This window comes from Verrucomicrobiales bacterium (assembly GCA_016793885.1).
Taxonomy (GTDB): Bacteria; Verrucomicrobiota; Verrucomicrobiia; order Limisphaerales; family UBA11320; genus UBA11320.
This window is the reverse complement of record JAEUHE010000178.1, coordinates 33,017-46,292: the sequence shown is the minus strand read 5'-3', so window position 1 is coordinate 46,292 and position 13,276 is coordinate 33,017. Positions and strand designations below refer to the sequence as shown.

6 protein-coding genes are annotated in these 13,276 nt (G+C 60.7%); 3 read left to right on the top strand and 3 right to left on the bottom strand.

The features are described from left to right. Positions 1-15 precede the first annotated feature (15 nt). The gene (locus JNN07_19925) at positions 16-1,170 is read left to right on the top strand and encodes a glycosyltransferase family 4 protein (protein ID MBL9170013.1); all 1,155 of its coding nucleotides are present in this window, start codon (positions 16-18) and stop codon (positions 1,168-1,170) included. A gap of 749 nt (positions 1,171-1,919) precedes the next feature. Here JNN07_19925 and JNN07_19920 read toward each other — a convergent pair. After that, positions 1,920-2,951 (bottom strand): diguanylate cyclase, encoded by a 1,032-nt coding sequence (locus tag JNN07_19920; GenBank protein ID MBL9170012.1) that lies wholly within the window; start codon positions 2,949-2,951, stop codon positions 1,920-1,922. Between the two features lie 177 nt (positions 2,952-3,128). Here JNN07_19920 and JNN07_19915 point away from each other — a divergent pair, with 177 nt between their 5' ends. After that, positions 3,129-8,942, top strand: a complete 5,814-nt coding sequence (locus JNN07_19915; GenBank protein MBL9170011.1) for a PQQ-binding-like beta-propeller repeat protein — start codon at positions 3,129-3,131, stop codon at positions 8,940-8,942. A 254-nt stretch (positions 8,943-9,196) separates the two neighbouring features. On the opposite strand, the gene JNN07_19910 is transcribed toward JNN07_19915, so the two are convergent. After that, entirely contained in the window at positions 9,197-10,399 is a 1,203-nt protein-coding gene (locus tag JNN07_19910; protein MBL9170010.1) for a PQQ-like beta-propeller repeat protein, read from the bottom strand. A 53-nt stretch (positions 10,400-10,452) separates the two neighbouring features. Next, positions 10,453-11,649: a hypothetical protein gene (locus JNN07_19905; protein ID MBL9170009.1), complete on the bottom strand. Its 1,197-nt coding sequence runs from the start codon at positions 11,647-11,649 to the stop codon at positions 10,453-10,455. Between the two features lie 151 nt (positions 11,650-11,800). On the opposite strand from JNN07_19905, the gene JNN07_19900 reads away from it, so the two are divergent. After that, entirely contained in the window at positions 11,801-13,165 is a 1,365-nt protein-coding gene (locus JNN07_19900; protein ID MBL9170008.1) for an MFS transporter, read from the top strand. Positions 13,166-13,276: the final 111 nt, after the last annotated feature.

Genomic DNA, 13,276 nt, shown 5'->3' with positions numbered 1-13,276 from the left:
CTTAAGGTGTTGTGGATGAGTGACAATCCTTGGCTCGCCAGCGGATTCGGCCGGGTTACGCGCGAGGTGGTGTCTCGTCTTTGCCGTCATCCGGGAATGCAGTTGGTCGTAAAGGGATGGGGTGCTTGTGAGAGGGCCGGCAACCCGCACCAATGGCCGTTTCGGGTTTTTCCTTCGGTTCCTGAGTATTATGGACAAGCCTCATTTGGTGACGTGATTCGGCAGTTCGCACCGGATGTCGTGATTACTCTAGGCGAGGTGCGCTCGATTCACTGGATTCGAATGCATGAGGCTCGTCCGACCTTCAAGTGGATAGGTTACATCCCCCTCGACAGCGGACCTTTCTATCCTCCGTGGCAGCCGATTTTTGCGGACATGGATGGGATTGTGGCGATGTCGCGGTTCGGTCGTCGAGTCATTGAGCTGGGAGTTCCTTCCAAACCGGTGCAGGTCTCCTATCACGGAGTTGATACCACGGTTTTTCGTCCGCTTCCGGATCGGTCTCTGTTGAGAAATCATGAGCGCTTTCGCGGTAAGTTTATCGTCGGGTGCGTGGCTCGCAATCAGATGCGCAAGAACCTGCCTAGCCTCATTAAAGCATTTTCACTTTTAGCGCGGTGCTTTAAGGACATCCATCTTTACCTTCATTGCACTGCGTCTGACGAGGGACACGATCTCGTAACTCTGTTCAAGCGCTATGGCCTGCAGGGGCGAGCGGATCTTTCGCGGCCCGATCTGACGATCGAGCAACCGTTACCAGATGTCGCACTCAACCAGCTCTACAACCTTTTCGATATCAGCGTGCTGCCTACCATGGGTGAGGGCTTTGGGTTGCCGATCATCGAGAGCTTGGCGGCCGGGACGCCGGTGGTAGCGACGAATTGCAGCGCGTGCACCGAACTCATCCACGGGCATGGAGAGCTCGCACGTGTCCTGACCACGTTGACGCTGGGACCCAGTGTGCTTGATCAAGCGGTTGTGGATGTCGACGATCTGGCGCGATGTATCGAGAAACTCTACCTGAATCCGCAGCTCCGCTCGGAGTACGGGGTTTCCGGACGTAGGTTCGCCGAGACCCTGACATGGGATGCGGTGATTCCAAGCTGGCTTGAGATCGTCAGTCACGTGAGCGGCGTCGATATAACTGAGACGAGTTCGACGCGGCTCTGATTGCGACTTAGAAGGTCGCAGCAGCCGATTGCGGTGATAGCCGCGGATTGGGGTTCTTGTTATCTCGTCTCCTACAGGCCGATAGCCCTATTTCCCCATCGCGATCCATCCCTCCGTAACCCTTCGATTTTTTCACGCGAAGCCACGAAAAGTTCTGCTGCCCGACACGGCGGGGCCATGTTCGCGGGGACTGCCGCATTAGCCGCCAAGAACGAAAAGAGACGAAAGAAGCAGATGGAGGTAAGGTGAGTGAGTTCCTGGGTTCGCCCATTTTTCGCCGTCTTTCGTTTCTTGCGGCTGAACCTAAGAATTTTTCACACGAAGCCACAAAGCCACGAAGAGTTCTGCTGCCCGAGACGGCGGGGACCCGTTCGCCGGAACTGCCGCATTAGCCGCAAAGAACGAAAAAAGACGAAAGAAGCAGATGGAGGTAGGGAGAGTGAGTTCCTGGGTTCGCCCATTTTTCGCCGTCTTTCGTTTCTTGCGGCTGAACCTAAAAAGGTTGATGGAAACCACGGATTTCTCGGATGACTCGGATAAAGAAGGAGTGGTGAGGGTCCTTCATCCAAGTCTTTCCGGATCCGTGTCATCCGTGAAATCCGTGGTTAATCCATTCCCGGATTTAGGCTAGATGAGCGGTTGGTCTCTTGTCCTCGTCTCCTACAGGCCGAGAGCCCTCTATGCCCATCGCGATCAGGACCGGTCGTCGCTCCTAAGTCCCTGGCTGACTATCGCGCTATCGCGACACGCTAAGCGGCTTTCGGCAACTGGCCGGGGCCACCTTGGGATCCGATGCTCCGATTTCGCCCTCCGCGCTTCGCTCGGTAAAGCGCTTGGTCGGATTCGCTGATCAGATCAGCCACGTTGCTCTTGAGGCTGGGGACGCAAGCGGCAACTCCTAAACTGATTGTCACATGGTCCTCGCAAGGGGAATGCTCATGCGCAATGTGCAGGGAGCTAACCACCTGGCGCAGTCGCTCGGCGACCGCCATCGAGCCCTCTAGATCTGTCTCCGGCAGAATCACAGCGAATTCCTCGCCTCCGTATCGAGCCACGACATCGCCGGGACGCAGCATCGCCTTGCTCAACGCCTGGGCGACCTGCTGCAGGCAGCGATCTCCTTCCTGATGCCCGTAGTGATCGTTGAACGATTTGAATCCATCGACATCAATCAGCAGGAGCCCGAGGCTCTTGTAACTCCTCAGGCAGCGCCGCCATTCCTTGGTAAGCAATTCATCAAAATGCCTGCGGTTGGGAATGCCGGTCAGCGCGTCCTGAGTAGAGAGCTGCTTCAAGACAGCGTTGCTGGCCTCCAACTGGCGCTGAAGGCTGCGGAGCTCTCCTTGGGTGTGATAACTGCGGGAGTGGGCTTTGACGCGCGCGATCAACTCGATCGGATCCGGCAGCTTCACGAGATAATCATTGGCTCCGCGAGTGAAGGCCTCCCGCTTGATCTCGGGTACATCGCGAGAGGAAAGCACAATGACCGGGATGTCGCGAGTGGCCGGATTGTCCCGGTAGGCGGCGAGTAAGGTGAGTCCATCCACGTCGGGCATGACCAAATCCTGAAGGATGATGCTGGGCTGAACCCGTTGCGCCTCAGCGACGGCTGCGGCTGGATCGCGGCAAAAGTGGAACTCGACGTTCGGCTCCTCCGCCAGCATCCGTCGGATCGATTCGCCCACGATCGCCTGGTCATCGACCATGAACACGACGTGCAACGGATCTTGGGGTGCCGACGGTTTACCGCCGGCCACTGAATCTGTGTCTAAATTCGTCATGGTGCCATTTCGAGATCAGGAACGAGTTCCTCGTTCACTTCTAAGTTCTAAGGTGTTCAACCACCTAGGTCATGATCGGCGTCCTTTACGGCGACTTAAGAGCTTGTTTCGTTTCCTCTTGAAACCAGACCAGCGGTCCCGAATGCTTGCCACAGCCGCATTGCCTTGCCTCATACCATGATCCGCTATCGCCAGCTCCTGCTTTCGCTGTTGTGCCTCGGTCGGCTTTCCTTGGAGGCGGCGGATTGGCCGACACATCAGGCGAATTACGCGCGCAACGCTTTCACGGAGGAGTCTTTTCCGGTTGAGCGAGGGATGAGGTTGGCCTGGGCGTGGAGTTCGCCTCAGGTTCCGCAGCCCGCTTGGCCTCAGCCTGCCAAATGGGACTCCTACAAATACATTCACGGGCTCAAGTCCATGCGGAACTATGATCCTGTGTTCCACGTCACGATGGGCGGAGGGTTGGCGTTTTTCGGTTCGTCGGTCGATGATGCGGTGCACGCTTTGGACCTTCGGACGGGCGAAGCTCGGTGGATCTTTCCCACCGAAGGGCCGGTTCGTGTGGCGCCCACCCTTCATGGGGGACGATTGTATTTCGGCTCCGATGATGGCTTTGCCTATTGCCTTGATGCGAGGACCGGGAGTCAGTTGTGGAAGTTCTCGCCTCAGGCCGCGGCCCGGCGCGTGTTGAATGGCGGTAAGCTCATCTCGTTTTGGCCGGTCCGGACCGGGGTGGTGGTGGATGGCGATATCGCTTATTTCGCCGCTTCGATGCTGCCGTGGAAACGCAGCTATCTGTGTGCGGTGGATGCCGTCACCGGCTCGACCAATGGGGCTGGGCGCTATGTGCGGGAGATGGACAACCAATCGATTGAAGGTCCGTTCGCTGCATCCGCGAAGCATCTGGTCATGCCTCAGGGGCGAGTGGCGCCGCGGGTCTACTCCCGATCGAACGGGGAGGATCGGGGAGCGCTGGGCGGGGGAGGGGGATCCTTCGTTCTCCTGGCCGACGACAACCAAATCCTCCACGGTCCGGGCAACCTCACCGGGCGGATGGTGGCGAGCCAGGTCGCGTCGCGCACCCAGCTCGCGTCCTTCGACCAAGCTAATGCGATTGTGGTAGTCGGAGCCATCGCGTATGTGCTGACCGATACCACGCTCTCGGCGATGAAGCGATCGACACGCGAGGCGCGGTGGACCGTCGACTGTGGCTATTCCTTCGCCTTGATTGGGGCGGGGGAGACCTTGTTTGTCGGAGGGACAGATGCGGTGGCTGGCTATCGAATGTCGGACGGCAAGAAGATCTGGAGCCAGCCGCTCAGCGGACGAGTCTATGGGCTAGCGGCCGCTGCGGGACACTTGGTGGTCAGCACGGACGCCGGCCGGATCTACAGTTTCGTTTTGGGTGCGGCCACGAACCCACCCCCCGCTGCCGCTGTGGCCGCCTTGCTTCCAACCGCCGATCAAGTCCCGGTCGGACGCGGGTGGTCCCCGCTAAGCTCCTGGGATGCCGGGATCCGGAAAGGTGAGGACGCGAACTCCTCCTCCGCGCAGGACTGGATTTTTCATCGAGCTGCCCTGCACTCCGGCGAAGAGCAGAGTCCACTCTGGCCCTTGCGGGATGGACGGATTCGCTCGGCGGGCAGTTCGGCCCTGGATGCCCAGGTCACCGGCATCGCCGACGTCCAGCGCGTGGGGGAAGTCTATGCGCTTAAGCTGGACGGCAAACAAAATGCGGTCCGCGTGGACCGAGGTTTGAGCGGTCTTCAGTCGAGCTGGCAGCAGCTCAGCGTTGACGCATGGATCCAGTTCGATCGGTTGGCTGGCGAACTGGCCATTGTAGGCGTTCGCGGGCTCGAATCGACCAACGCGGCGGATCGCGGTTGGCGTTTAGGGACTCGCGAGGGCAGGTTGGTCTTCGGGCTCGCCTGCTCGCGCACCAATGGATGGATTGAGGTCATCGCGACCGCCCCCTGTCGTTCCAATACTTGGCACCATGTAGCCGGGGTGTACGACGGACGGCAACTTCGTGTTTACTTGGATGGGGAATCGATGGGAACTCGGGATTTTCCCGGGGGGGAGATTGTGTACCCCGCAACCCCCGTTTACGAGATGGCCAAAACCAAGCTGGGGGCCAAGGAAGTGTTTCTCTCAGGGCTGCTTCATCGGGTTCGAGTTCAATATTCGGCCGCTCCGAGTGAGCTGATTCAAGCACGCTTCAACAAGGAACGCTCCAGGTTTCATGCGGGTGCGCGATTGGCGGCCGGACCTTCCTTGCAGTTTACCAGCCCCACGGAGGCAGTTGTGCGCTGGCATACCACGGTTCCGTCGCCCACCGTTCTGGAGTATGATCTGAATGGCCAGGGGTTTCGCTTTGAGAATCCGGCCCTGGCGTCGGCTCATGAAGTTCGGCTCACCGGGCTGCGCTACGACCGTATCTACAAGTATTCCGTGGCGGTTCGCGTCGGCGAAGACCTGCGCTCTTCCCGCGAGTTTGAGTGCGACACTTACTTCAACTACAGCCCCTCGGTGGTCGGGAATGGAACACCCTCGGGATCTGAACCCGGGGCGCATCCGCGGTTGGCCGATCTGGATCGTCGGTTGAAGGGAGCCCGCGGCATCGCTTTGGTGCTGGGGGTGGAGGATGGGACCTATCTCGACGAGCTTTGCCGAATGACGGAATACCGGATCATCGGGTTCGCCACGAACGCATCGTCGCTCGCTGCGGTCCGTCAACGACTGCAGACGGCGGGCTGGTATGGTTCACGGGTGACGCTGCATCTGGTGAGTGCGTTGGACGAGCTTCCGGTCCCTGGCCATTTTGCCAACGTGCTGGTTTCCGAAACCATGCGACGGTCCTCCCAACTGCCGGCTCCGGCTCTCGAGATTCTGCGGCTGATGAAACCCGGTAGTGGCGTCGCGTTGCTCGGTGGAGCCAGCCAGTCGGGCTCGCAGGCCTCGCTGGTGGAAGGGGAGCTGCGTGGAGCAGGCGTGACCATCGAGCGGTTGACCGAGTCCCCAGGAGCCTGGTTCCGGGTGGTCCGCGACGAGTTGGTGGGTGCCGGCGATTGGACGCATCAATATGGCGGGGCCGACAACTCGGCCTTCGGAGGTGAGGCCTTGCTGGGGGCTCGGAATGTGGATGAGTTGGAGGTTCAATGGCTGGGGGAGCCCGGTCCGCGGTACCAGGACGATCGCAACGGGAGAAATGCCGCGCCGCTGGCCGTCAAGGGAAGGCTCTTCTGTCAGGGGCTGGAGCGGGTGATCTGCGTCGACGCCCACAACGGCTCGATTCTGTGGACGGTGGAGACCCCCGACTTCATGCGTTACAATGTTCCGCGCGACTGTGCCAACTGGTGTGCGGATCAGGACAGCCTGTACCTGGCTATTCGCGGACAGTGCTGGCGAATCGACCAGCAAACGGGCAGGGTCGAGGTTCGGTTCCCCGTGGCCCCGGGGCCGCATTCCGACTGGAACTACGACTGGGGTTTTCTGGCCCGCGAGGGAGATCGTCTGATCGGCACCGGCGTCAAGGAGGGCACGGCCGCGCGGGACTTCTGGGGCGGCATCGGCTGGTATGACGCGCCGGGTGGCGAACAGGCGGCCAAGGTTTGCAGCGATCATCTGTTCTCGTGCGATCCGCGGAGCGGCTCGGTGTTCTGGACCTATGCCAAAGGGCTCATCCTCAACTCCACCATCACGACTTCCAAAGGGCGCGTTTATTTCCTGGAGAACCGTCGCTCGGAACTCCTCACCGGCACGAACCGATGGATCCATTCGCCGCAGCTGTGGGATGAGTTACGACTAGTGGTGCTGGACGCGCAGAGCGGGGAAGTGCTTCAGGAGAAACCCATGCAGATCGTCAGCGGCGACGCCGTGGTGTACCTGGCCGAAGGGCAGGGGAAGCTGGTTCTGGTGTCATCGCATCAGCAGACCTCCAGCTACTACGTGTATGTCCGAGATTCGGATTCCGGCGAGCTGCTGTGGCAAACCGAGTTTAAGTGGATGAACGCGGATCACGGAGGGCATATGTCTCGCCCGGCCATCGTGGGAAACCGTCTGTTCATTCGTCCCCGAGTGTTCGATTTGCATTCGGGCGACGAGATTCCCGGGTTGAAGATGGCTGGCGGGGGGTGTGGAACCTACGCCGCTTCGGCCAACGCACTGTTCTTTAGGTCGGGGAATGTGAGCATGTGGGAGACGGATCAGAGCAAGCAGACCTCTTGGGCTCGGTTGCGACCCGATTGCTGGATCAGCACGCTGCCAGCCCTGGGCATGGTGCTGTCGCCGGAGGGGGGAGGCGGGTGCAGCTGTGGGTCTTGGATGGAGACATCGGCCGCTTTTATGCCGGATCGGCAGCAGACCCAATTGTTGCGCGCGCTCGCTGGAACGGGCAAATCCTCGCGGGTACAAGGACTTCTGGAACTCCTGTCGCGTTCTTCCAGCGATACCCGCTTGTCCGCTATTCGTGCCTTGGGTGCCTCGCGATATCGCGAGGAAGCCTGGGAGGCGACCCCGCTGTTGGTGCGCCTGGCGACGCATGGACAAGAGCCGGACCAGGTCGCAGCGCGGGCTGTCCTGAGGCTTTTGGATTCGCCGAAGGTGAACCCGTTGCTGCTGTCGTTCCTCGAGGACGCCGATCCGATGCTCCGGCTGGAGGCCATCCAGGCCCTCGGTGATCGGGGTGCTTCTCAGGCCATGCCCCAGCTCCTCCAGGCGGCACGCGACTCCGATCGTCGGATCCGTGCCGCCGCACTGCGTGCGATTCCCCAGGCGGCCCTCGTTCGTCACTATCCCGCGATCATCGGGCTGATGGGCTTGGCAGAAACCTCAGAAGATCGGCAGCAAGTCAGACAGGCCGTGCTGCTGACGTCGCGACGGCTATCGAACGCCACAGATCGCTCCGAACCCCTGGTGACTGCGCTGACTCGGGAGAAAGGCGCTGCGGCTCGCCAGGAATGGATCGGGCTCCTCGGTGCGATGGGCTCCCGTGAGGGCTTCGCGGCGGTGCGATCCGCGACCCAGGATCAGGATGTGGCGGTTCGTGACGCAGCCTGGTCCGCGCTCGAGAAGTGGAGCAGTGCAGAAGCCTTCGATCCGCTTTTGGAATTGGCAGCCTCTACCTCCGATGATACGCATCGCCATCAGGCGTTGGCGGGCGCGGTTCGAGTTCTGTTTTCGGGAAGTGGCAAGTCGGCCGCGGAGTTGGTGAAAGGGCACGCCCAGGCGATGAGCCTCGCAACCACTGCGCTCCAGCGTCGGCCTGTGCTTGATGGCTTGTCGCGAGTGGGAACGGTGGAGGCGCTCCGCCTGGTGGAACCTTCCCTCGATACTCCTGAGAACCGTTCCGATGCAGCTGCCGCGCTCCTGCACATGGCCAAGAGCGTGGGTGAGTCCCATCCTGATGCGGCCGTCGCTGCGATGTTGAAGCTGCGTCGCGTGCTTGGTGATTCGCCACTGTTCACCCAGGCTGGAGAGACCTTGGATTATCTGCAGCGCTTTGAGGATTTTGTCAAAACCTGGCAGGTGTCGGAGCCCTTTAGCCGGCCGGCCGGAAACGATGATCCGTTGCTCTCCATTGAGTTTCAGCCGGAGAAGGAACCGTCGGCCCAGATCACCTGGACCACTTGGACGGCGGAAGCGAGTCCTCGTGGTCCCACGCTGTTGAACCTTGGCCAGCGCTATGGAGCGACCAACGCCTGCGTCTATGCGCGCATGAGGGTGAAGGCACCCGCAGCGATGAACGTGATGCTCCAGATAGCCAGCGACGAATCCTACAAGCTTTGGCTCAATGGGAAGCTCGTGCGCGAGCAGGTGCTGGAAAAGCCGCGCAGGGCATCATCGAAGTCCGATCGGCATCCGGTAGAGCTCCAGCCCGGATGGAATGACGTTCTGCTGAAGAGCGTGCAGACCGAGGGCGATTGGCAATTGGGCTGTCGCATCCGCGGCGTCGACGGCACGCGGATAGGGATAGTGATGAGTGGCGAGTGATAAGTGACGAGTGTGAGTTGCGGGAGGGGAGTCGTCCAAGGACGTACTGCCCTGCGAGAAAAGTAACACTGTCAGAGTTCGCCTTGGATCACCCAACTGCCGTTTCTAGGTTTAGGGCTCCTCCGCGTTCTCCGCGCCTCCGCGAGAAAAGATCTCTCCCCTGACTCGGAAGAACTGCCGGAATTTCTCCCGGAGCCGCGGAGAGGAAAGAGTGCATGGAGAGAGAGTTCGGCCTAGACAAGTCCGACCGGCTCCTAGTTCTTCAGCTTCCACAGAGACTGATCGCTGCGGAGGTAGATGCCGCCGTTTGAAAGCGATGGCGTGCTGAGGACGGTTTGCCCGAGGTCCAGCTCGGAGAGGACTTCGCCTTCCGGCTTGGTGACATCCACCAGCTGAACCAGGCCCTTCTCGTTCACGGCCAGCAGGCGTGTGCCTGCTCCCACGGGGGTGGCGCTCATGGGACCCTTAAGGCGCAATTCCCAAACACGTTTGCCGGTTTCCCGCTCGGCGCAGGTCACGACCCCATTGTCCTTCATCACGAAAAGTTTGTCGCCCAAAACCACGGGGCTCGCGGTGCCGGGCCGAAGCTGGCCAGCGCGCCACAGTTGTTTCGGTGGCTCGGTGGTGCCGCTCATCTGGAGGGCGGTCAACCCCTGGGACGGTGCGTAGATCGTGTCGCCGCTCAGTGCGCTGGAGGCGACTGTCGACGCTCCCTCCGTGTAAGACCAGGCCGCCTCGCCGGTGCGCGGGGACACGGCAGTGATGCCTTTCCCGGACTGCAGGCCTACGAGATTTCGCCCCGAGCCGGATTTCAAGATCACTGGCGAGCACCAGTTCGCCATCTTGGGCCGGTCCAGCTTCCAAAGATTCTGGCCATTCTCCACATCAATGCCGGCGGCGAAGGACTCGCTGTCGTTCTCAACCTGGGCGACCAGCACGCCGTCCGTGACCACCAGCGAGGACGACATTCCGAGGCTGTTGCTCGCGTTCGGATAATCGCGCGTCAGACCCCGAAGCCATTGGAGATTTCCATCGAGGTCGAGGCAGATCAGGTCGTTGGACGAGAACAGGGCGAAGATGCGCTTGCCGTCGGAGGTGGGAGTGGGGGCCGCGACGGATGTCTTTTCATGGCACATGGTTCGCCCGGTGGCGACGAATGTCCGTTCCCAGAGGCGCGAGCCATCCGCAGCCGCGAAGCACAGCACATGGAGCTTGGTCTGCTTCGGTCCGCTGGAACAGCTCACATAGACACGATCCCCGATGATGATCGGGCTCGACAGGCCGCGCCCCGGAAGGTCGGCCCGCCACTGGATGCTCTCCGCTCCCGAGAACTTCGACGGCAGCTCAAAGGCTTCCTGGGTGCCATTGGACTGAGGTCCGCGGAACTGCGGCCAGTTGGCGAGGGCTCCCAGTTCGAACAAGGACACACTGAGGGTCAGGCAGAGAATTAGTTTCATACTCGAGATAGGGTGTCGTTGGGGATCGTTGGTCACGAGTCAATGTCGGTAGGTCAGTTGGCGTTGGGGGCGAATGGAGTTGGCGAACTCAGTGCCGCGGTCGTGGGGGGCGGCACTCCGACTCGTAATGGGGTGATGGGGGTTCCCAGCGCATCGGTGACGCGCAGCTGAAACTCCCACTCGACGGTCCACTCCTCCTTCTGTTCGTTTTGTCCCAGTTTGACCAACAGGGCATTTTTTCCAGCGTTGAGCTCGGCCGGCAAGCGGTATTGATCAATTTCAGCGCCCCGATGGTATTCATCGCGTCCGAACAACAACTTCCCATTCAGCCACACCTTCCAGGCGTTCTTGCAGCCCAATCGAATCTCCACACTCTGGGCCTTGGGAGAATGCAGCTCCGTATAACAGTAAGCGATGGTCTCCTTGAGTTTTCCCAGGGGCAGGTTGACGTCAATTTTTCCGTAGTCATCGGTGCCGTTCAGGTCCACCCATTTTACTTTGCCACCCTTGCCGTCATACGTGGCGCTGAGATTGATTTCGGTTTCCGGAGGGAATCCCTGGTCGAAGCCCGCTCTCTTGGTGTTGTCAAAGGGTCCAATCACCTTCCAGTTCTGCACCCAGCCGAACAGGGCGGGGAGATCGGTCTTCTGTCCCAGCGCCTTGAGAGCGTCGGTGATGCTCTGGATCTGATCGACATCGCGAACGTAAGTCAGAGCCTGCTGATACAGCAGGTTGGCAGTGTTGGTGGTTCCGTCCGACTTCGCTTTGGCGGCCTGATCGAGCAGCCGCTGCACCGATCCGCGGCGCAGCGTCATACTGGGGTCGTTGAGCATTCCAGCCAAGAGCGCGCGGGAGGCGCCTGAATCGAGCTGCGACAGCAGATCGAACGCCAGTTCACGGGCCTTGGGGTCGTGCCGGGTGTCGAGCAGAAACGCGCCTATCTCGGCGACCGGCAGGGATTTGCCCTGCTGCTTCTGTCGTTGGACCACCGCCTCGATGGACGAGCGAAGCCAGTTGGCGGACAGCTCGTTGGCTCCATCCATCCCGGCCAGGAGCGTCGGCAGCGCGCCGACCTCCTGCTGGGAGAGCCAGCGAACGGCGGCGGCGGCTTCCAGATTGCCCTTGCCCTCTGGGCCGACGTTCCGGATGGCTTGAATCGAAGACGAGATGTCGGCGGCGGTGGCCAGCAGACTTCCGAAGGTCAGTAGAGTCAGCGCTAGGCTGCTCCGAAAGGATGGTTTGCGCTTCATGGTCAGGAGTCCCGGTGTTGCCCGGACACGTCGCAGTTAAAACAAGCCGCGATCCGGAGTCACGTACCAAAGTTATGCCTTGGCTTTCCCCTTTTTTCTGTGTACGCACGCCAGGTCCCCACGGACAGAGTAACATGTCTCGACGCTTGCTATGACACAGATGAACGGCCCTTGGTGGAAGGAACTAAACCGGTATCACTGGTTTGTACTGATCGTGGCCGCCCTCGGCTGGCTCTTCGACTGTCTTGACCAGCAGCTGTTCACCTTGGCGCGAGTACCCGCGATGACCGAGTTGCTGGCGGTCAACGGTGTGCCGCCGTCGAAGGCCGATGTCGCCAAGTACGGGAGCATGGCAACCTCCATCTTCCTGCTCGGGTGGGCGACGGGTGGGCTGATCTTCGGGGTGCTGGGTGACAAGATTGGACGCGCCAAGACCATGTTGTGGACGATCTTGATCTACTCGCTCTGCACCGGGTTGAGCGCCTTTTCCACGGGGTTTGCCGATTTCGCCTTCTATCGGTTCATCACCGGCCTGGGAGTCGGGGGTGAATTTGCGGTCGGAGTTGCCCTCGTGGCGGAAGTGATGCCCGATCGAGCGCGGCCCTATGCGATTTCCTTGCTGCAGGCGCTTTCGGCGGTGGGCAACATCAGCGCGGCCTTGATTAACATCGGGCTCGGGGAGATGGAAGATTTAGGGATGAGCCGATGGCGGATCATGTTCCTCATTGGTGCGTTGCCGGCCTTCCTCGCCCTTGCCATCCGCACACGCTTGAAGGAGCCGGAACGTTGGAAGAGCGTCGCAGGAAGCGGTAAGAAGTCCGAGCAGCTGGGGTCCTATGCAGCGCTTTTCGGGCATCCGGTCTGGAGGTATCGGGCGTTCGTCGGTCTGGCTTTGGCGTTCGCGGGTGTGGTGGGGCTGTGGGGCATCGGGTTCTTTAGCCCGGATCTGCTGCGCCTGGTGTTCACCAAGCACTTTGTGGCTCAAGGAATGACGGACGCCGAGGTGGCCAAGCAGCTGTTCCGGTGGACGGGCATAGCCCTGATTATGCAGAACATCGCCGGCTTTACCGGGATCTGCTGCTTCGGCCTGCTGGCTCAGCGAATCGGACGCCGTCCGACGTTTGCGATCACCTTCATTGGGGCCATGCTCACCACGGCCCTGGTGTTCTGGAATCTGAAGGAACTCAGTCAGGTCTTTTGGATGATTCCGCTGATGGGCTTCTTCCAGTTCGCCCTCTTCGGCGGCTACGCGGTCTATTTCCCGGAGTTGTTTCCCACGAACCTTCGCAGCACCGGGGTCTCCTTCTGCTACAACGTCGGGCGCTTCATCGCGGCCACTGGACCCTATCTCCTGGGGCATCTGACCAGCACCGTCTTTGTCGATAAGCCCGAGCCCATGCGCTATGCGGGTGTCGCGATGTGCGCAGTGTTTCTCATCGGGCTGATCGCCTTGCCGTTCGCTCCCGAGACCAAGGGAAAGCCCCTGCCGGAGAACGAGCGCGGCTTCGCGCACTAGCAGCGCAGACCGCCTGCGCTGCTGGAAGGCACTACGTGCGGGGGGGCTGGCTTTGATCGGGCTGATCTGCACGAGCCTGCGGTTCTCCGCGCCTCCGCGAGAAAAGATCCC

Coding starts and splice junctions, on each gene's coding strand:
- JNN07_19925 (MBL9170013.1), top strand. CDS start 16: ATGAGTGACAATCCTTGGCTCGCCAGCGGATTCGGCCGGGTTACGCGC.
- JNN07_19905 (MBL9170009.1), bottom strand. CDS start 11,649: ATGAAGCGCAAACCATCCTTTCGGAGCAGCCTAGCGCTGACTCTACTG.
- JNN07_19915 (MBL9170011.1), top strand. CDS start 3,129: ATGATCCGCTATCGCCAGCTCCTGCTTTCGCTGTTGTGCCTCGGTCGG.
- JNN07_19910 (MBL9170010.1), bottom strand. CDS start 10,399: ATGAAACTAATTCTCTGCCTGACCCTCAGTGTGTCCTTGTTCGAACTG.
- JNN07_19920 (MBL9170012.1), bottom strand. CDS start 2,951: ATGACGAATTTAGACACAGATTCAGTGGCCGGCGGTAAACCGTCGGCA.
- JNN07_19900 (MBL9170008.1), top strand. CDS start 11,801: ATGACACAGATGAACGGCCCTTGGTGGAAGGAACTAAACCGGTATCAC.